This is a genomic window from Streptomyces venezuelae, assembly GCF_008642295.1.
Taxonomy (GTDB): Bacteria; Actinomycetota; Actinomycetes; order Streptomycetales; family Streptomycetaceae; genus Streptomyces; species Streptomyces venezuelae_C.
The window spans coordinates 6,925,490-6,943,894 of sequence record NZ_CP029190.1 but is presented as its reverse complement, the minus strand read 5'-3'; the positions used below and the strand labels follow the sequence as shown (position 1 = coordinate 6,943,894).

The following is an 18,405-nucleotide window of genomic DNA, read 5'->3' as shown; positions in this document are numbered from 1 at the left end:
CGCGGACCGGCTGACACGTCGGAGACCTGCGGGCTCAGCCGCCGGAGCCGGCGGAACCCTCCGGCAGCAGCCGTTCCACCATCGTGTCGATCAGCCCGTCGACCGGGTAGCGGGCCAGCAGTTCGGGGGCGGTCAGGTCGTCCACGATCAGACCGAGCATGGCGAGGTAGAGGAGCACCACGCCGGTGCGGTCCCCGGGCAGCCCGGCGTCCAGGTGCCAGGTCACGTTGGCCTCCAGTTCGAGGCCCTGGAACGCGGCCAGCTCCTGCTGGAGTTCGGGCCGCCGGGTGCCTTCCAGGCGCAGTTCCAGCATGGCGATGTGGACGCTGCGCTCCCGCCGCATCCGGTCCACCAGGTCCCGCAGCAGGGCCGCGGTGTCCAGCGGCCCGGCCAGCGCGGCCTGGTCCGGGACCAGGCGTTCGCGGGTGCGGCGCAGGATCTGGCCGAGCATCTGGGCCCGGTCGGCGAAGTAGTTCGAGGCCGTGCCGGTCGGGACGCCGGCTTCCTTGTCCACCGCGCGCAGGGTCAGCCCGCGCGAGCCCTCGCGGGCGAGGACTTCGATGGCGGCGTCGAGCAGCGCGGCGCGGCGTTCGGGGTTCTGGCGCATGGCGGGTCCCTGGTCCCTCGGAGGAACGGCAACGTCCACAGAGTACTGCAAGTGCAGTACTCCGAGCGGCCGGCCACCGCCCCCTCCCCAGCCGCCGTTCCGCATGGCACGCTGCCCGCCATGGAGAGGATCATCGAGGAGATACGCGGGGACCTGGACCGGCGGATCGCCACCGCCGCGGACCGGCTGACCGACCGCACCCTGGCCGAGGACCCCGCGTACGCCGCCCTGCTCGGCCGCGCCGAGCTGCGCGAGCGGATCCACCACAACCTCCGCCAGGCCGTCGAAGGCCTGGTCCGCAGCATCCGCGGCCTCCCGGTGGACCTCGCCGACGCCCGCGCCACCGGAGTGCTGCGCGCCGGGCAGGGGCTGCCCCTCACCTCACTGCTGCGCACCTACCGGCACGGAGGCCGGCTGCTCTGGCAGGCCCTCACCGAGTCGGTGGCCGCACACGACCGGACCCGGCTGCCCGGGCTGCTGCCGGCCGCGGCCGTGCTGTGGGACGTACTGGACCAGCTGACGGACGCGGTCGCCGAGGCCTACCGGCACACCGAGGCGGCCCGCAGCGCCCGCGACCGGGAGCGCCGCGCGGCCCTGCTCGACGCCCTGCTGGACGGTACGGGGGCGGCCCGCGGGCTGGTGTCGGAGGCGGCGGCGCAGCTGGGGCTGGCCGAGCGGGGGCGGTTCGCGGTGGTGGTGCTGGAACCGGGCTCCGGAGCCGGCGCCGGGTCCGGGCCCGGGGCTGCCGGCGAACCGCAGGCCGGGGCGGGCGGACCCCGGGTGCTGTGGCGGATCCGGGCCGACGGGGACACCGGACTGGTGGATCTGGGCGGGCTCCCGCTGGACTCCGTACGGGAGTTGCTGGCGCCGCTCGGCGCGCGGGCCGGGGTCAGCCCGGTGGTGGAGACCCCGACCGCGCTGGCCCGGGCCCGGTGGCTGGCCGGGCTGGCGCTGCGTACCGCCGCCGGCTCCACCGCCCGGCGCACGGTCCTGCTGGACGAGGCCCTGCCGGCGGCGCTGGTGGCCGCCCAGGGCGAACTCGCCGACCGGCTGCGGCAGGTGGTGCTGGGGCCGGTGCTGGCGCTGCCGGGCGAGGACTGCCGGGTACTCCTCAGCACCCTGGGCACCTGGCTGGCCTGCCAGGGCTCCACCACCCATGCCGCACAGCGGCTGTTCTGCCATCGCAACACCGTCTCGAACCGGCTGCGCCGGCTGGAACAGCTGACCGGCCGCACGCTGGCCGATCCGGCCCAGGTGGTCGAACTGGCGCTGGCCCACGCGGCGGTCCTCCAGGGCGGGCCAGCCTGAGGTGCGTGCACCGGAGCCGTGCTCTAGCGTCGGAAGGGCGAGGGTGACCGATGCGTCGAGCCGGTCGCCCCTCGGAGAGCCTGCTCCGCGCCGCCCCCGCCGCGGTCCGGCGTATGTGCGGATCGTGTGACCGACCGAGAGAGCAGGTGCATCCGCATGCGTCCGTCGACTCGCATCCCGACTCGTATGCCGGCTCGTATTCCCGGCATCCTGGCCGCCCTGGTCCTCGCCGCCGGCGGCTTCGTCCTCGCCGCCCCGGCCGCCCAGGCGGACCAGCAGGCCTGCGAACAGTACGTCGCGCAGCACGTCGGCAAGGACACCGCGGACCTCAAGGACGCCGCCCGGCAGGCGTGCTACGAGGGGCAGATCGGCAACCAGACCAGCTGCACCGCCAGCCTCCAGCAGGCCGGCGTCTCCAGGGCCACCTCGGACGAGGCCTGCGGGCAGGCTCCGAAGTAAGGAGCAGTGATCAGCTGCCGGCGGTCCCCGGCGGTCTGGCCGATTCCAGCAGATAGGGAACGTCGATCACGGCCACTCCCGGGGTGAACAGCAGCCGGGCCTTCAGCCGCAGCGCGTTCTGGTTGTGCAGGGGTTGCTCCCACCAGTGGCCGACCACGAACTCCGGGATCACCACGGACAGGATGTCGGTGCTCTCCTCGGCCGCGAGTTCCTGGATCCGTGTCAGCACCGGTCGGATCACCTCCCGGTAGGGCGAGTGCAGGATCGTCAGCGGTACGCCCGGGTCGTGCGCGTCCCACGCCTCCCGCAGCCGGGCCGCCGCCGCCTCGTCGGCGGCCACACTGAGCGCGGTGAGGCTGTCCGGGCGCAGCGCCTGGGCGAAGCCGACGGCCTTGAGGGTGGGTGCGTGCACCGCGGCCACCAGCACCACCACATGGTGGCGGGAGGGCCGCGGCGGGCGGACCCCGGGGGCGACCGCGACCTGCCGGGCGACCTGGTCGTAGTGGCGGCGCACCCCCTTCATGCCGAGGAAGAGCAGCGGCATCGCGATGACCACCAGCCAGGCGCCGTGGGTGAACTTGGTGACCAGGACGATGACCAGGACCACCGAGGTCATCACGGCGCCGACCGCGTTGATGGCGCGGCGGCGGTGGATGTGGATGCGTGCGGCGGCCGGGGTGGCGGGGTCGGCGAGCTCCCGCTTCCAGTGCCGGACCATGCCCGACTGGGAGAGGGTGAAGGAGACGAAGACGCCGATGATGTAGAGCTGGATGAGGCGGGTCAGCTCGGCGTCGAAGGCGACGATGAGGGCGATCGCGGCGAGCGCCAGCAGCACGATGCCGTTGGAGTAGACGAGCCGGTCGCCGCGGTTGAAGAGCTGGCGCGGCGCGTACCGGTCCCGCGCGAGGATCGAGGCGAGCATCGGGAAGCCGTTGAAGGCGGTGTTCGCCGCGAGGATCAGCACCCCCGCGGTGACGGCCTGGAGCAGGTAGAAGAGGAAGTGCCAGTCACCGAAGGTGGCGCGGCCGATCTGGGCGAGGGCCGTGGACATGGGGGTGCCGGGCGGCAGGCCGAGTTCGGTCGGGTCGGCGGCGACATGGACCCGGTAGACCATGGCGAGGATCGTGATCCCGAGGAACATGGTGACCGAGAGGGCTCCCATGGCGGCCAGGGTGTTCGCGGCGTTGCGGCTCTTGGGCGGCCGGAAGGCGGGGACGCCGTTGCTGATCGCCTCCACCCCGGTCAGGGCGGTACAGCCGGAGGCGAAGGCGCGCATGGCGAGCAGTACCAGGGCGATTCCGGTGTAGGTGCCCTCCGCGATGATCGGCAGGTCGGCCGATTCGGCGCGGATGGTCTCACCGGTGGCCAGCCGGACCGCGGCGACGGCGAACATCAGGTAGATGACGAGGACGAACCCGTAGGTGGGGAGGGCGAAGACCCGTCCCGATTCGCGTACGCCGCGCAGGTTCATCACCGTCAGCAGCACCACGAAGGCCACGGACAGGCCGACTTGGTGGTCCGAGAGGGCGGGGATGGCGGAGGTGATGGCGGCCACGCCGGAAACCACCGAGACGGCCACGGTCAGCACGTAGTCGACCAGCAGGGCGCTGGCGGCGGTCAGCGCGGCGGTCTGGCCGAGGTTCTCGGCACTGACGACGTACGCCCCGCCGCCCCCGGGGTAGGCGTGGCAGGTCTGCCGGTAGGAGGCGACGACCACCACCAGCAGGAAGACGATCGCGGCGGCGGCGTACCAGGCGAGGTGCAGCAGGGCCACCCCGCCGAGGGCGAGGATCAGCAGGATCTCCTCGGTGGCGTACGCCACCGAGGAGAGCGGGTCGCTGCAGAAGATCGGCAGGGCGAGCCGCTTGGGCAGCAGGGTCTCGCCCAGCCGGGCGGTGTCGAGCGGTTCACCGACCAGCATGCGCTTCGGGTTGATACGCCTTCTGATACGCCTCATTCAGGCATGATCAACCGATTTCAGCCGATTCATTCGGCGTGACACACACCGAGCTCCTCGGCCCTGTGTGCGAGCCACAGGTCGTGGCGGGCGCTGGGCGACTGCAGCAGGGACCGCTCCAGCAGCGCTTCGATCCTGCTCAGCCGCTTGCGTGCACCGGGTACGGAGATCCCGAGTGCAGCCGCCGCCGGGACCAGCCGGGCGTCGTGGCGCAGCCAGACCCGGACGGTGTCACGGGCGCCTGCCGGGGCCTCCGGGCCGGTCAGCGGCCGGAGGTGGCGGTGGGCCCAGCGGGTCAGGCTGGGGTGGCTCAGCACCTCGTCCAGCGAGGCCGCGCGGCTCTGGGCAGGACGGGGCGGGGGTCCGCCGGGGGTGAGCCGCAGGGCCAGTGAGAGCGCCGCCTGGTCGGACAGCCGGGCCAGCTCCAGGCCGAGGAGTTCCTCCACCACCCGGATCCTGGTGGCGAGGGTGTTCCGGTGGATCTTCAGCAGCCGGGTGGCGTGCGAGGTGAAGTTCAGCCAGGCGTGCGCGGTGGCGCGCAGCTCCTGCGGGCCCGGGTCCTGGGGCCGCCGGGGCGCATAGCCGTGCAGCGGCGCCAGCATGGCCTCGGCCCAGCCGGCCCCGGCCGTGTGGGCGGCCAGGGCCAGCTCGGGGCCGGGGCCGAACCGGGCGTACCGCTGCACCCGGCCGCGGGCCACGGCGAGGGCGTGGAAGGCCTGGGTGTAGGCGGCCGGGGCGTCCCGCAGGCAGGTCACCTCGCTGACCCCGGTCACACTGTCCCGGGCCGTCGCCGACAGCGCCGCGGCGAGCGGGTCGTGGCCGGTGGGGGCGGTGACGGTGGCTTCGAGCGGGACCAGCACGATGAGGTGGCGGACGTAGACCGGGCAGCGCACGATCCAGGCGCGCCCGCCGGTGAGTTCGGTGCACTGCCGGAGCACCTCCTCGCGCGTTCCCGGGCGGCATTCGACGACGTACATCCGCATCGGGTCGGGCAGTGCGGGGGTCAGTGCCCCGGCGACCTGGTGGGCGAGGGAGAGGCGGCCGTCCATCAGCAGGTGCAGCACCGACTCGCGGGCCCGGGACTCGGCCAGCCGGGCCCGTTCCTCGCGCCGGGCGGCCTCTTCGACCCGCCGCACCAGCGAGAGCGGTACAGCGGTGTCGGCGAGCAGGACGGACGCCCCCGGCGGGTAGGGGCGGGGCAGTACGGCGGCCAGGGCGCTGCCCTCGTCCAGCGCGAACAGCAGGGCGGTGGCGGCCGGACCGTCCAGGACGGCCGAGCGGACCCCGCGGGCGGTGAGCTCGGCGGCGGCCCGGGCGGCGAGCTCCGGTTCCGGGCAGCCCGGCGGCCCTCCGGATTCCAGTACCCCGGTCCAGCCGGCCAGCCGGACGGAGAGCCAGCGCAGCAGGGCGGCCGAGCCTCCGGTGTGCGCGAGCCGGTGGGCCTTGAGGATGTCGTCGGAGCGGTTCCAGGGCTGGATGGCACGATCCCTTCGATGCGGGTCGGGCGCATTCAATCACCGGGCGCACACTGTGCGCAGTGATACCGATCTCCTTGAACGACTGGGCAGAACGAATCCTGCAACGGGCCGCGCACCCGCCTAGGTTGGAGCACGAGCGGACGGGATCCCGGTGTTCACGGGGGAGCACCGGGGTCCCGGCTCTCGCTCGGTGGCGTACGGGCAGGTCACGGCCCGTCAGGGGGCGGGGTGCGGGCGGTCACATGCGGGCGGCTGCGCTGCGGATCGCCTCGCGGATCCTGACGTACGTACCGCAGCGGCAGATGTTGGCGATGGCGTCGAGGTCCTCCTCGGTGGGTTCCGAGGTCCGCTTCAGCAGGGCGACGGCCGCCATGATCTGACCGGGCTGGCAGAAACCGCACTGGGAGACGTCCTGCTCCAGCCAGGCCTCCTGCACGGGGTGCAGCGTGTCGCCGTCCGCCAGCCCCTCGATGGTGGTCACCTCGCGGCCGGCGCAGGCGGACACGGGGACCACACAGGGTCTGATGTCGGTGCCGTCGAGGTGGCTGGTGCAGGCCTTGCAGACGTCGACCCCGCAGCCGTACTTGGGGCCGCGGATGCCCAGCAGGTCGCGCAGCACCCAGAGCAGCGGGAGATCGTCGGGGGCGTCGACGGTGACGCTCTGCCCGTTGACGGTGAAGGTGTGCGAGGGCACGGGGGCTCCAGGGCTAGCGGGGGTAGGGGGTGAAGTCGACGTCGAAGTCGAGAGGGAAGCTGCGGGGCCGGGTGCCGGTGGCGCGGGCGTAGGCGTTGGCGATGGCGCCCACGGCGGCGGGGACGCCGAGTTCTCCGGCGCCGCCCGGTTCGGCCCCCGGGGTGGCGGGCAGCACGATGACCTTCACCTCGCGTGGGGTGTCCTGCTGGCGGGCCCAGTGGAACTGGCTGTAACTCCCCTCCAGCGGGAGGCCCTTGTCGATGTGCAGGCCGGCCCGGAGGGTGGTGGAGATCGCGTCGGTGAGCCCGCCGAGCATCTGGGCCTCCAGTCCACGGGGGTTGACGGGCCGGCCCACGTCCACGACCACCACCGCCCTGGTCACCCGGATCCGCTGGGCGTCCCGGGCGTCGATCTCCACCAGGCAGGCGGTGCGGGACTTGTACTCCTCGTGGAAGGCGATGCCCTGGGCGCAGCCGGGTGCCATCTCCCGCCCCCAGTCCCCTTCGGCGGCGGCCCGGTCCAGGACGGCGCGCTGGGCGTCGCTCTTCAGGAAGGTCCGGCGGAACCGGTACGGGTCCTTGTTCATGCGCCGGGCCAGTTCGTCGACCACGATCTCCTCGGCGCCGCGGGTGTTGGCGGAGTACACCGAACGCCAGGACCCGGTGGGGATGCCGGTCGGGACCTCGGTCAGCGCCTGGGTGGTGAGTCCGAAGTGGTACGGGGACTTCACGGTGGTGAGGAACAGGGTCTGGGCGAGGGTGGCATTGCCGATGCCCAGCGGGAGCTTCGCGGCGGTGGCGGTGATGATCTCGCCGAGGCCGTGCCGGAAGTCGGTTTCGACGGCGGCCACCCGGTGCTCGAAGGAGAGCACCTCGCCGAGGGCGAAGGTGGCGCGGATCCGGTGGTGGGTGGCGGGCCGCATCCGGCCGTGCCGGGTGTCGTCGACCCGGGTCCACATCAGCCGCACCGGCCGGCGGCAGGCCTTCGAGACCAGGGCCGCCTCCAGGGCGGCGTCGAAGAACAGCCGCCGGCCGAAGGAACCGCCGGCCTGGACCACATGGACGGTCACCCGGCCGACCGGCAGGCCGAGTTCGGCGGCGATGGTCTGCCGGGCCACGATCGGGGACTTCAGCCCGGACCAGATCTCGGCCCGGTCCTCCCGTACGTCGGCCACTGCGCAGTTGGTCTCCAGCGGGGCGTGGCTGACGAAGGCGAAGTCGAACTCGGCGTCCACGTACGGGGTGAGCAGCGGCGGCACCAGCAGCGGCGGGGTGGCGGCCCGCAGCCTGGTACGGATCTCCGCGTCGGAGAGGTGGTCGGCGGGCCCGGGGCCCCAGGTGACCTGGAGGGCGGCCCGGGCGTCCAGCGCCTGGCCGAAGGTCTCGGCTACCACGGCCACCCCGGTGCGGAGGGTGACCAGGTCGAGTACTCCGGGCATGGCCCGGACGGCGGCTGCGTTGGCGACGGACTTCACGGTGCCGCCGAGGGTCGGCGGGCGGCGCACCACACAGGGCTTGGCGCCGGGCACGTCCAGGTCCAGGGTGTACTGCTGCTGCCCGGTGACCATGGCGCGGGCGTCCACCCGGCCGGTGGGCCGGCCGACCAGGGTGTGCCGGGACTCGGGCTTGGGGGTGGCGCCGAGCACGATCAGGCCGGGGTCGGCGGCGGCCTCGGCCAGGGCCCCGTAGCCGGCGGTACGGCCGTCGGGGGCGCGGACCTCGCCGGCCGCCGTGGTCAGCCCGCCCGGGGAGAGGTTCCAGCGGGCGGCGGCAGCGGCGACCAGCCGGGCCCGCACGGCGGCGGCGGTCTGCCGGACCGGGCCGTACAGCGAGCGGATGGCGTTGGAGCTGCCGGTGAGCTGGTTGAAGAGCAGCTCGGGCCGGGCGTCGTCGAGTTCCACCCGGATGTCGTGCAGGGGCGCGTCGAGTTCCTCCGCCACCAGCATGGCCACGGCGGTGGTGAGGCCCTGGCCGACCTCTTCGCGGGGCAGCCGGAAGCGGATGGTCCCGTCGGTCTCCACGGTGAGCACCAGCATCCCGGCGGTGGGGGCGCCGGCCAGGATGAACAGGTCGCCGAGGTCGACCAGGTCGGCGGGGGCCGGGAGGGTGGGGATCACGGCACGGGCCTGCTGCGGGGCCAGGGCGTCGGCCCCGGCCCGGGTGGCGACGGCGAGGGTGGGAGCCGCGACCAGGTACGTAAGGAAGGTCCGCCGACTGTGCCGCTGCCCTGTCATCCGGTCTCCGTACCATACGAGTATCAGGTCATTACCGGCACGTAGAGTAGCGAGTGGCCCCCGTGGTGGGAAGCACGGGAACCGGCGTCCTCCGTTCGGGGAAGCTTCGTGCTCGGGGTTGTCCGGCCGCACCTCTTCGCACATCTCGGCCGTACGTACGGAACGGACCCGTCGGGAGGCCTTTTTCCGGCCGTCGGCCCACCATGGAAGAGAAGGGAAGGAGGTGTGGACACATGGCCACCTACATGGACGTCCACACGGGCATGAAGGGGATCACCAAGGAGCAGTTCGAGGCCGCGCACAAGGCTGACATGGCCATCGAGAAGGAAGAGGGAGTGCACTTCAAGCAGGCCTGGGGCGACCCCGAGTCCGGCCACGTGTACTGCCTGTCCGAGGCCCCGTCCGCGGAGGCCGTGCAGCGGATCCACAAACGGTCCGGGCACCCGGCGGACGAGATCTACCCCGTACCGCTCACCGTTTGAGCCACTGCGCCGGAATGGCCGTTGACCTGAATCATTCGCACAAAAACAGGGGCGCGGGAGGGGAACGGGAGGCCTTTGGCATATGTCAAAAGCAAGACCGTAACGGATGTTGCCAAACGGCTTACAGGCCGTCGCAGGCTGTGCCACAGTCGTGACAAGTTCGACCTACTTGGCCGTGCGCGCCTGTATCGGAGTTCCCATGCCGTCCCATCTGTTCGCGGACCGTCCCGCGCAGCCGCCCGAGCCCGGGTCGGTGGACGCGCTGATCAAGCAGACCCGACGGCTACGTGGCGAAGTGGACGCAGTGCGCCGCGACGCCGTCGTGGACGACGACGACGCCCAGGGGCGCTGGCAGCGTGCCCTGTGCGACCTCGCCGTGCACCATCTCGACGACCTCGGCGAGCACCTGGGACAGCTCAAGGAGGGCATGCCCCCGGCGGTCGAGGCCGCACCGGGCGACCCCGCGCTGTCCGCCCCGCTGGAGGCCGGATCGGACCTCACCCGGGTCGGCAGCGCCGAGTGGAACCTGCTCACGGACGAGGTCAGCTGGTCCGAGGAGCTCTTCCAGATCTTCGGCCGCTCCCCGGAAGCCGGCCCGCTCTCCCTGGACGAGCTGGGCTCCACCCTGTTCTCCGAGGACCAGCCGCTGCTCACCTCCATGGTGACGGCCTGTCTGGTGGACGGGCGGCCGATAGACGGGGAGTTCCGCATCGTCCGGGCCGACGGCCGGGTCCGGACGCTGCAGATGAGGGGCGAGCCGGTCCTCGACCCGGACGGCTGCACGGCCTCCATGTGGGCCGTCCTCCGGGACGTCAGCGACCTGCGCCGGAGCCAGCGGGCGGTCCGCGAATCCCGGGACTCGCTCCAGCGCCAGCGGGAGATCGCGCAGACCGAGCACCGGCTGGCGGTCGAACTGCAGGAAGCCGTGCTCCCCCCGTGGCGCGGCTCCCTGCGGTTCCCGCACGGCAGCAGCGGAACCCTCGACGTGGCCGCGCACTACCTGCCCTCCGCGACCAGCGCCCTGATCGGCGGCGACTGGTACGACGCCCTGGAACTGCCCGACGGCTGCTCGATGCTGACCGTCGGCGATCTGACCGGGCACGGGGTCACCGCCACCTCCGGGATGGCCATGATGCTCGGCGCCCTGCGCGGCATGGCCATGGCCGGGATCGCCCCCGGCCCGCTGATGGGCTGGCTCAACCAGCTGCTGGAGACCTCGGTGCAGCCGGCCCTCGGCTCCGCCGTCTGCTGCCGCTTCGACCCCGCCCGCCGGGTGCTGACCTGGGCCCAGGCCGGGCACCCCGCCCCCCTGCTGTTCCGGCACGGCTCCGGCCGCGCGCTGGCCCCGCCGGAGGGTGTGCTGCTCGGCGCGACCTCCGGGGCGAACTACGGACAGGCCGAGGTGGGGCTCGAGGTGGGCGACGTACTCGTCCTGCACACCGACGGACTGACCCCGCGCAGCATCGAGTTCAGCCGGGCCGACGGCACCGAGCGGCTGCTGGCACTGGCCCCCCGCTTCTCGGCGGCCCGCTCGGCCCAGGACATCATCCGGATGGTCATCGAGGAGTTCGGCGAGGGCGAACGGGAGGACGACGCCTGCGTCCTGGTGGCCCGCATCGGCACCTGAGCCCTGCCGGCCAGGCCGGGTACCGGCGGCCGGGATGAGCCACGCCCCCGCCGTCCTCAGATCTCTGCGCCCCGCGCCCTCGGCGCGGGGCTGCTCGGCAGGGCATGCTTGATCTCCGCCCGCAGGTCCTCGATCCGCGTGTAGCCGGAGTAGTGGCCGGTGAGCCGGTACATCTCCCGCAGCCGGTCCCAGGTCCGGTGCGAGGAGGTCTCGTTCATGGAGACCAGCGCCAGCCGCGCGTACCGGTCCGCCTGCTCGGGATCGTCGGCGATGAAGCAGGCCGAGGCCAGCGAGATGTAGTCGAAGATCTGCGACCGGTTGTGCCCGGACGCGCGCAGTCGCAGTGCCTCCTTGGCATGCCGGGCGGCGATCGGCGCCGCCGTGGCGTCGTGGTCGGCGAGCGTCCGGTAGGCCAGCGCCTGCATCCCGTGCAGGTCCGCCTCGTCGAAGTGCTGCATCCACGAGGGCGGGGGCACGTCCCCCTGGTCGGACACGAACAGCTCCTCCGCCTCGCCGAGGGTCCGCCGCATCGCCTGGCCCTTGCCCATGGCGGCCTGGGCCCACGCCTCGATGGTGTGCAGCATGGCCCGGGTGCGCGGCAGCGCCTCCTCGCCGGCCCCCGACTTCGCCAGCTTCATCAGGTCCAGCGCCTCGTTCGGCTTGCCCAGGTGGACCATCTGGCGGGCGGCGCGGGAGAGCGCCTCCCCGGCCCGCGGGCGGTCGCCGCCCTCCCGGGCGGCGTGCGCGGCGATGACGAAGTACTTCTGCGCGGTCGGTTCCAGGCCCACGTCGTGGGACATCCAGCCCGCCAGGACGGCGAGGTTGGCCGCCACCCCCCACAGCCGGCGCTGGAGGTGGTCCGGGTGGTGGTAGGCGAGCATGCCGCCCACCTCGTTCAGCTGGCCCACCACGGCCTTGCGCTGCAGACCGCCGCCCCGGGAGGCGTCCCAGGCCCGGAAGACCTCCACGGAGCGCTCCAGCGCCTCGATCTCCTGGGAGCCGATCGGCGCCGCCTCGTAGCGGTCGTAACCCGCCGGGTCGGCCTGGAAGGAGTCGGTGAATCGGGGGGCGGCGGGCTGCGCGGGGTCGCTGTGCAGCCAGTCGTACATGGCGTTGGTGAGGGCGGAGCCGGCGGTGAGCACGGCACCCGCTCCCATCAGGCCGCGTCGGTTGAGCATGAGGTCCATTCCCGTGAATTCGGTGAGGACCGCGGCTGTGCGTTCGGGCGCCCAGGGCAGGCCGTCGGGGTTGTCCTGCGCCCCGTCCGGCTGCCGTTTCGAAGTACGCCGCTGCCGTACGAACCCGAGGTCCTCGATGGTCACGACACGACCGAGCCGCTCGGTGAACAGGGCTGCCAGCACGGTGGGCACCGGTTCGCGCGGGGTCTCCCCCATGTCGATCCAGCGCCGCACCCGCGAGGTGTCGGTGGCCAGCTGGTGGTGGCCCATGGCCGCCGCCTGCCGGTTGACCATCCTCGCGAGCTCGCCCTTGGACCAGCCGGCCAGGCCGAACAGGTCGTTCAGACGGGTGTTTGGTCCCTTGCTCACGTCAAGCCCCCAGGTTCTCGGCTGAGTTGACAGTAACCCCGGGTCAGATGCCGAGCGACTATTCGCCAGGCTTCGCCAGGGCACGCTCGATGGTCCGCCACCCACGCCACGGTGTAAGGTAGGAATGCGCCTCCCCGACCCGGTCCCCCGGCGGAACTCCCCAGGGTGATGCACGGGATCCGGCGGGGTGGCGTACGCAACTCGTCGGCGCACGAAGGGATCCGTATCCGTCATGTACGCAGCATCGTCCTCCGTGACCGCCCCCGTCCGGCCGCACCGCACACTGCAGGCGGGCGGCAGCCCCTACCTCGACCCGTCCCGCCCCGCGGCCCCGGTGGTACCGGGCACCGTACGGGCCCGCCGGATGGCCGGGGCCGGCACGCAGCCGCTCAGCGGAAGAATCGACCTGTCGGGGCCGCAGGGCGCGCAGCTGCGCACCGCCCTCGCCTCGGTCCAGCGGATCTGTCCCGAGTTCGCCCCGGTGCAGGTGCTGCGGCGCAGCGGACGGTCGGTCCTGCTGGTGGGCACCACCGGGCGGGCGACCGCCGTGGCCAAGGTATTACTGGACCACTCGCCGGAATGGCGTGAGCGGTACCGGCACGAAATAGCTGCATACCGGGCGTTTGTCCGGCACCGCCCGCCGGTCCGGGTACCGCGGCTGATCGCCGCGGACCCGGAGAACTGCACGCTGGTGGTGGAACGGATGGCGGGCCGGGTCGCGGCCCTGCAGCGCCATCCGGTGGAGGCCCCGCCGCGGGCCGATGTACGGGCCGCCGTGGGCGCGGTGTGCCGGGTCAACCAGTGGCGCCCGCCGGCCGAACTCTTCGGCCGGCCGCTGGACTACGCCTCGCGGATCTCCCGCTACCACGAGCTGGGACTGCTGACCGACCGGGACCTCGGCGACCTGCAGAAGCTGCTGCACGGGCTGGCGGTGTCGGGACCCCAGTGGCAGTTCAACCACGGTGACGCCCTGCTGTCGAACCTGCTGCTGTCGCCCGCCGGTCCGGTCCTGCTGGACTGGGAGCACACGGGCTGGTACCTGCCCGGCTACGACCTGGCCACCCTGTGGACGGTCCTGGGCGATGCCCCGGCCGCCCGCGGCCAGATCAGCCGGCTGGCCCAGTCGGCGGGACCGGCCGCCCGGGACGCCTTCCTGGTCAACCTGATGCTGGTACTGACCCGGGAGATCCGGATGTCCGAGATGGCGGTGCAGCGCTCGATGCAGTCCGCGGGCCCGGCCCAGCCGGTGCCGGCCGGTCACCTGTCCGCCGGGGAGGAGCAGCGGCTGCTGCTGCGCCGGCTGCACGACGACTGCGGGATGGCCCGCAGAGCGGTGCGGGCAGCCGTCGGCACCCGCTGACCCCGCAGATCCCCACCCCCATGGTCGCTGAGCCCCCGGGAACCTCCTCCGCCCGGGGGCTCAGCGGTGCTCGGGGTTGGGGTAGTCGAACCGGCAGCCGGCGTCCCACTCGGAGCGCTGGTTGCCGTGTGCCGGAATGCCGCCGGCCCGCTTGAGCAGGGCGGCCAGGTGCATCAGGTTCCAGGACATGAACGCGGTGTTGCGGTTGGTGAAGTCGTTCTCCGGGCCGCCGGAGTCCTTGTCGAGGTACGAGGGGCCGGGTCCGGCCTCGCCGATCCAGCCGGCATCGGCCTGCGGCGGCACGGTGTAGCCGAGGTGCTGGAGGCTGTAGAGCACGTTCATCGCGCAGTGCTTGACCCCGTCCTCGTTGCCGGTGATCAGGCAGCCGCCGACCCGCCCGTAATAGGCGTACTGGCCCCGCTCGTTGAGGAGGCTGGAGCAGGAGTACAGCCGCTCGATGACCCGCTTCATCACGGAGCTGTTGTCGCCGAGCCAGATCGGGCCGCAGAGCACCAGGATGTCGGCGGCCATGATCTGCGAGTACAGCACCGGCCACTCGTCGCTGTCCCAGCCGTGGTCCGTCATGTCCGGCCAGACTCCGGTGGCGATGTCGTGGTCCACGGCCCGGACGAGTTCGGTGGTGACCCCGTTCGCCTCCATCACCGCCCGGCTGCGGGCGATCAGCCCCTCGGTATTGCTCACCTCGGGCGAACGCTTCAAGGTGCAGTTCACATAGACGGCACGCAGGTCCGGGTGGCGGTGGTCCTCGGTCACGCGTCCAGCCTGGGACGGGGCCGGGCGGGTCGCCACCCCGGTGAGCCACCCGTGCGTATGCCTTGACTTCACATGATCCCCCGAACACCTTTTCTGATTCAGCACCAGGCATGTCCTCCCACGGTCCGTCCACCCGACGCTGGAGCCCGCCCATGTCTTCCTCCCCTTCCCGCCGTACGGTCCTGGCCGGGGCCGGCGCCGGAGCGCTCGCCGCCACCGTGCTGCCGGGCGGCCCGGCGCAGGCCGCGGACCTGCCCTCCCTCGGCCTGTACGACGTCGTCGTGGTCGGCTCCGGGGCGGCCGGGATGACCGCCGCGCTCACCGCCGCCCGGCGGGGCCTCAGTGTGGTCGTGGTCGAGAAGGCCGCCACCTTCGGCGGGTCCGCGGCGCGGTCCGGTGCCGGGATCTGGCTGCCGAACAACTCCGTGATCCTGGGTGCCGGGGTGCCGGACACCCCGCAGAAGGCGGCGGCGTATCTGGCGGCGGTGGTCGGGGACGAGGTGCCGGCGGACCGGCAGGCGGCGTTCCTCGCCAACGGGCCGCGGATGCTGGACTTCGTGATGGCCAACAGCCCGCTGCGATTCCGGTTCATGGAGGGCTACAGCGACTACTACCCCCAGCTGCCCGGTGGTCTGCCGAACGGCCGGTCCATCGAGCCGGACCAGCTGGACGGCCGGGTCCTCGGCCCCGAACTCGCCCGGCTGAACTCGGCGTACATGCCCGTGCCGGCCGGGATGGTGGTGTTCAGCCAGGACTACAAGTGGCTGACCCTGGCCGCCGTGAACGCCAGGGGTCTCGCGGTGTCCACCGAATGCCTGGCGCGCGGCACCAAGGCGGCGCTGCGCGGGGAGAAGCCGCTGACCATGGGCCAGGCCCTGGCGGCCGGTCTGCGGGCCGGGCTGATGGGTGCCGGGGTGCCGGTGTGGCTGAACAGTCCGCTCCTGGACCTGGTGCAGGAGGGCGGTGCGGTGACCGGTGCGGTGGTGGAGAAGGAGGGGGTCCGCGGGGTCGTGCGGGCACGGCGCGGTGTGATCGTCGGCTCGGGCGGGTTCGAGCACAACGCGGAGATGCGGGCGCAGTACCAGCAGCAGCCGATCGGCACCCAGTGGTCGGTGGGGGCGAAGGAGAACACCGGGGACGGCATCCGGGCGGGGCAGCGGGCGGGTGCGGCGCTGGGTCTGATGGAGGACGCGTGGTGGGGTCCCTCGATCCCGCTGCCCGGTGAGCCGTATTTCTGCCTGGCGGAGCGGACCCTGCCGGGCGGGCTGATCGTGAACGGGCAGGGCGCGCGGTTCGTCAACGAGGCGGCCCCGTACAGCGATGTGGTGCATGTGATGTACGAGCGGGACAAGGGGGCGCCGGGTTCGCACATCCCGGCCTGGCTGATCGTCGATCAGAACTACCGCAGCAAGTACCTGTTCAAGGACGTGCTTCCGACGATCGTGTTCCCGGACTCCTGGTACCAGGCGGGTGCGGTGAAGAAGGCCTGGACGTGGGATGCGCTGGCGGGGCAGATCGGGGTTCCGGCGGCGGCGTTCCGGGCGACCCTGAACCGGTTCAACGCGCAGGCGTGGCAGGGCACCGACACGGACTTCGGGCGCGGGGACACGGCGTACGACCACTACTACACCGACCCGGCCGTACAGCCGAATTCCTGCCTGGCACCGGTGTGGGCGCCGCCGTTCTACGCGTTCCGGATCGTGCCCGGGGACCTGGGGACGAAGGGCGGCATCGTGACGGACGCACGGGCCCGGGCGCTGCGGCCGGACGGTTCGGTGATCACCGGCCTGTATGCGGCGGGGAACGCGAGTGCGGCCGTGATGGGCCACAGCTATGCGGGGGCGGGTTCCACCATCGGCCCCGCGATGACGTTCGGCTATGTGGCGGCGAACGACCTCGCGGACGCGGCGCGCTGAGCCGGCGGGCCGGCGGCCGGACGGGCGGCCTCCGCCGGCTGCCCGAGGGGGCTGCCGGGCGGCTGGTCAGCCCTGCTGGAAGAGCTCCGCGGGCAGCGGCTTCAGCAGCGCGTACAGGTCGTCGGTGATCGGCCGGTCCCAGCTGGCGATGGTCACGAGGACGTTGTCGCTGCGGTCGAACTGCACGCAGGAGATCCGCGACTCGGACAGCTTGATCTTGCGGACGATGAGGAGGTTGTCTCCCTGCATCACGGGGCAGTCCTCGACGCCGGTGACCTCGACGTCCTCGTCGTTCTCGAGGGCGTCGAGGAGCTGGGCCACCTCGAAGGGGATCTGCTTGTCGGCGAGCTCCCGGGCCGGGGAGCCCTCGGGGAGGTTGCCGATGATCATCGCGGGGCCGCGTCCGCCGAAGAGGTCGTAGCGGAGGAAGACACCCTGGCAGCTGCCGTCGGCGGCGGGCAGCAGCCCGGCCCCGAGGTTGCCCGGCCAGTCGCCCGGGTCCATGGCCAGGACATCGAAGTCCGGCCCGGCAGGGGTGGCGGCACGGTGGCGGCGGAGGAAGGACATGCGGCCATGGTACGTGGCCGGGCGGGAATTCCGGGCGCGGGGGGCCTGCCTGGGCCGGGGCGGCGGCCGGACCGGGGCCGCGGCCCTGGGGCACCGCCGGCCCGTGCGGCCACGGCCGGACCCGGCACCGGCGCCGGGGGTGGCGGCCGGGTCACGTCGCCGGCGGCACCTGCGACCCTTGCGGGCGGACGAGGCGCGGACCGGCGCATTCGGCGCCGAGTGCCCGGACGCGTTCGCGGAGCTCGCGGTCGGCGGTGACCACCAGGCAGCGGCGGCCGGCGTGCTCGGCGGCCAGTTCGACGATGCGGTCGTCGCCGCTGCCGGGCGCGCTGTCCACCCGTACGCCCGGCACCGAGGCCACGCCCCGGGCGGCTCCCTCGACGACGAGGATGATCTCCTCCTCGCCGGGGCGGGCCGCCAGCGCGTCACGCAGCCGTTCGGCGGCACCGCGGCGGTCCCGCCACCAGCCGTCCGGAACGGAGCCGACCACGTTCGCCCCGTCCACGATGAGAACGGGGCGGTCGGGGCGGACGCGTGCGTCGGGCAGGTCGGGCAGATCGGGCATGGGCTTACACCGGGGGGACGAGTTCGAAGTAGCGGTCGAAGTGCTTGGGGTCTCCGGTCACCGGGAGCCGGTCGGCCGGGATCCGGTTCCAGAGGAAGAGCATCAGCTCGGAGGCGGTTCCGGTGAGCTCGGCGTCGACGGCCGTGCGGTGGTCGGTCTCGAGGGCGACCCGGTCGCCGTCGAAGTGTACGGTCCACTCCCCGGGCCCGTCGGACTGCCGGAACCGGTACCGCTCGCCCGTGCCGGGCGGCGCCTGCTTGAGGGCCCGGCGGAACGGGGCCATCACCGTGAAGGTGTGGCCGACGGCATCGGTGGCGAGCTCCCGGTCGATCGCGGCGGGCTCGCCGGTCACGCCTTCGGCGTCCCAGCGGTGCAGGGCCGCCTCGATGGCCTGGATGCGCAGCCAGAAGCCCGGGCTCTGCTCCGCCGACCAGGTCCATACGGTCCGGCCTGGCCGGCCGGACCGGAACTGCTCCTCCAGGGCGCGGGCCCCTTCGGCGAACCAGTCGGTGAGGACGGCGGGGACCGGGCCGAGGTTGGGGGCCCGGTCGGGAACCGGCCAGGCCGCCAGGGCCGCGGGGTCGGCGGGCAGGTCGTACAGGGCGAGATCGGTGTGGTCGGGGGGCTCCGTCAGGTTTTCGCGGAGGATGTGGGCGACGTAGCGGTGGACCCCGCCGAGGTGCCCGACGAGATCGGCGATGGACCAGCCGGGGCAGGAGGGCACGAGGGGCGCGCCCTCCCCTGCCCTGATGGCCCGGTGGACGGCGTGCCGGAACGCTGACACCTCACTGTGGAACAGGGCGATGTAGTCCATGCGGCCACTCTGCCAGG

The 18,405-nt window shown here is 72.9% G+C and carries 16 protein-coding genes; 6 read left to right on the top strand and 10 right to left on the bottom strand.

Annotated elements, in window-relative coordinates; translation table 11 throughout:
• Positions 1–34: 34 nt before the first annotated feature.
• The gene (locus tag DEJ50_RS31025; RefSeq protein ID WP_150211372.1) at positions 35–607 is read right to left on the bottom strand and encodes a TetR/AcrR family transcriptional regulator; all 573 of its coding nucleotides are present in this window, start codon (positions 605–607) and stop codon (positions 35–37) included.
• Between the two features lie 51 nt (positions 608–658).
• Between DEJ50_RS31025 and DEJ50_RS31020 the strand changes: the two genes are divergently transcribed.
• Together DEJ50_RS31020 and DEJ50_RS31015 are read left to right on the top strand one after the other, a co-directional pair.
• Positions 659–1,915 (top strand): PucR family transcriptional regulator, encoded by a 1,257-nt coding sequence (locus DEJ50_RS31020; protein WP_150211371.1) that lies wholly within the window; start codon positions 659–661, stop codon positions 1,913–1,915.
• 186 nt (positions 1,916–2,101) lie between these two features.
• Positions 2,102–2,374 carry a hypothetical protein gene (locus tag DEJ50_RS31015; RefSeq protein WP_150211370.1) on the top strand — a complete coding sequence of 91 codons (273 nt, stop codon included), beginning with the start codon at positions 2,102–2,104 and terminating at the stop codon, positions 2,372–2,374.
• Between the two features lie 10 nt (positions 2,375–2,384).
• Here the strand turns inward: DEJ50_RS31015 and DEJ50_RS31010 are convergent, their stop codons facing one another.
• The 4 genes from DEJ50_RS31010 to DEJ50_RS30995 all read right to left on the bottom strand — a co-directional run bounded on the left by DEJ50_RS31010 (position 2,385) and on the right by DEJ50_RS30995 (position 8,736).
• A complete protein-coding gene (locus tag DEJ50_RS31010) occupies positions 2,385–4,331 on the bottom strand; it encodes an APC family permease (RefSeq protein ID WP_150211369.1) in 1,947 nt (648 codons plus the stop codon).
• 29 nt (positions 4,332–4,360) lie between these two features.
• Positions 4,361–5,845, bottom strand: a complete 1,485-nt coding sequence (locus DEJ50_RS31005; protein ID WP_317852572.1) for a helix-turn-helix domain-containing protein — start codon at positions 5,843–5,845, stop codon at positions 4,361–4,363.
• A gap of 202 nt (positions 5,846–6,047) precedes the next feature.
• Positions 6,048–6,503 carry a (2Fe-2S)-binding protein gene (locus DEJ50_RS31000; protein ID WP_150211368.1) on the bottom strand — a complete coding sequence of 152 codons (456 nt, stop codon included), beginning with the start codon at positions 6,501–6,503 and terminating at the stop codon, positions 6,048–6,050.
• A 13-nt stretch (positions 6,504–6,516) separates the two neighbouring features.
• Complete coding sequence (locus DEJ50_RS30995) at positions 6,517–8,736, bottom strand: xanthine dehydrogenase family protein molybdopterin-binding subunit (RefSeq protein WP_150211367.1); 2,220 nt, start codon at positions 8,734–8,736, stop codon at positions 6,517–6,519.
• A gap of 233 nt (positions 8,737–8,969) precedes the next feature.
• Between DEJ50_RS30995 and DEJ50_RS30990 the strand changes: the two genes are divergently transcribed.
• Positions 8,970–9,218, top strand: coding sequence for an SCO4226 family nickel-binding protein (locus tag DEJ50_RS30990; RefSeq protein WP_150211366.1), 249 nt, complete (start codon positions 8,970–8,972; stop codon positions 9,216–9,218).
• 199 nt (positions 9,219–9,417) lie between these two features.
• Positions 9,418–10,845: a PP2C family protein-serine/threonine phosphatase gene (locus tag DEJ50_RS30985; RefSeq protein WP_150211365.1), complete on the top strand. Its 1,428-nt coding sequence runs from the start codon at positions 9,418–9,420 to the stop codon at positions 10,843–10,845.
• 56 nt (positions 10,846–10,901) lie between these two features.
• Here DEJ50_RS30985 and DEJ50_RS30980 read toward each other — a convergent pair whose 3' ends face one another.
• Positions 10,902–12,392, bottom strand: a complete 1,491-nt coding sequence (locus DEJ50_RS30980) for a hypothetical protein (protein ID WP_150211364.1) — start codon at positions 12,390–12,392, stop codon at positions 10,902–10,904.
• Positions 12,393–12,624: 232 nt separating this feature from the next.
• Here DEJ50_RS30980 and DEJ50_RS30975 point away from each other — a divergent pair, with 232 nt between their 5' ends.
• On the top strand, positions 12,625–13,752 hold the full coding sequence (locus DEJ50_RS30975) for an aminoglycoside phosphotransferase family protein (RefSeq protein WP_150211363.1): 1,128 nt from the start codon (positions 12,625–12,627) through the stop codon (positions 13,750–13,752).
• A 60-nt stretch (positions 13,753–13,812) separates the two neighbouring features.
• Here DEJ50_RS30975 and DEJ50_RS30970 read toward each other — a convergent pair whose 3' ends face one another.
• Positions 13,813–14,526, bottom strand: coding sequence for a flavodoxin family protein (locus tag DEJ50_RS30970; protein ID WP_150211362.1), 714 nt, complete (start codon positions 14,524–14,526; stop codon positions 13,813–13,815).
• A 152-nt stretch (positions 14,527–14,678) separates the two neighbouring features.
• On the opposite strand from DEJ50_RS30970, the gene kstD reads away from it, so the two are divergent.
• Positions 14,679–16,442 carry a 3-oxosteroid 1-dehydrogenase gene (gene kstD / locus DEJ50_RS30965; protein ID WP_150211361.1) on the top strand — a complete coding sequence of 588 codons (1,764 nt, stop codon included), beginning with the start codon at positions 14,679–14,681 and terminating at the stop codon, positions 16,440–16,442.
• Positions 16,443–16,508: 66 nt separating this feature from the next.
• Here kstD and DEJ50_RS30960 read toward each other — a convergent pair whose 3' ends face one another.
• The 3 genes from DEJ50_RS30960 to DEJ50_RS30950 form a co-directional block, all read right to left on the bottom strand.
• On the bottom strand, positions 16,509–17,009 hold the full coding sequence (locus DEJ50_RS30960) for a hypothetical protein (protein ID WP_150211360.1): 501 nt from the start codon (positions 17,007–17,009) through the stop codon (positions 16,509–16,511).
• 151 nt (positions 17,010–17,160) lie between these two features.
• Positions 17,161–17,574, bottom strand: coding sequence for an NTP pyrophosphohydrolase (locus DEJ50_RS30955; protein WP_150211359.1), 414 nt, complete (start codon positions 17,572–17,574; stop codon positions 17,161–17,163).
• A gap of 4 nt (positions 17,575–17,578) precedes the next feature.
• Positions 17,579–18,388: a maleylpyruvate isomerase family mycothiol-dependent enzyme gene (locus DEJ50_RS30950; protein WP_150211358.1), complete on the bottom strand. Its 810-nt coding sequence runs from the start codon at positions 18,386–18,388 to the stop codon at positions 17,579–17,581.
• Positions 18,389–18,405: the final 17 nt, after the last annotated feature.

Bases quoted from the DNA above. Each gene is read 5' to 3' on its own strand.
- DEJ50_RS30985 (WP_150211365.1), top strand. From the start codon at position 9,418: ATGCCGTCCCATCTGTTCGCGGACCGTCCCGCGCAGCCGCCCGAGCCC.
- kstD (WP_150211361.1), top strand. From the start codon at position 14,679: ATGTCTTCCTCCCCTTCCCGCCGTACGGTCCTGGCCGGGGCCGGCGCC.
- DEJ50_RS30955 (WP_150211359.1), bottom strand. From the start codon at position 17,574: ATGCCCGATCTGCCCGACCTGCCCGACGCACGCGTCCGCCCCGACCGC.
- DEJ50_RS30960 (WP_150211360.1), bottom strand. From the start codon at position 17,009: ATGTCCTTCCTCCGCCGCCACCGTGCCGCCACCCCTGCCGGGCCGGAC.
- DEJ50_RS30990 (WP_150211366.1), top strand. From the start codon at position 8,970: ATGGCCACCTACATGGACGTCCACACGGGCATGAAGGGGATCACCAAG.
- DEJ50_RS31010 (WP_150211369.1), bottom strand. From the start codon at position 4,331: ATGAGGCGTATCAGAAGGCGTATCAACCCGAAGCGCATGCTGGTCGGT.
- DEJ50_RS31015 (WP_150211370.1), top strand. From the start codon at position 2,102: ATGCCGGCTCGTATTCCCGGCATCCTGGCCGCCCTGGTCCTCGCCGCC.
- DEJ50_RS30975 (WP_150211363.1), top strand. From the start codon at position 12,625: ATGTACGCAGCATCGTCCTCCGTGACCGCCCCCGTCCGGCCGCACCGC.
- DEJ50_RS31025 (WP_150211372.1), bottom strand. From the start codon at position 607: ATGCGCCAGAACCCCGAACGCCGCGCCGCGCTGCTCGACGCCGCCATC.
- DEJ50_RS30950 (WP_150211358.1), bottom strand. From the start codon at position 18,388: ATGGACTACATCGCCCTGTTCCACAGTGAGGTGTCAGCGTTCCGGCAC.
- DEJ50_RS30995 (WP_150211367.1), bottom strand. From the start codon at position 8,736: ATGACAGGGCAGCGGCACAGTCGGCGGACCTTCCTTACGTACCTGGTC.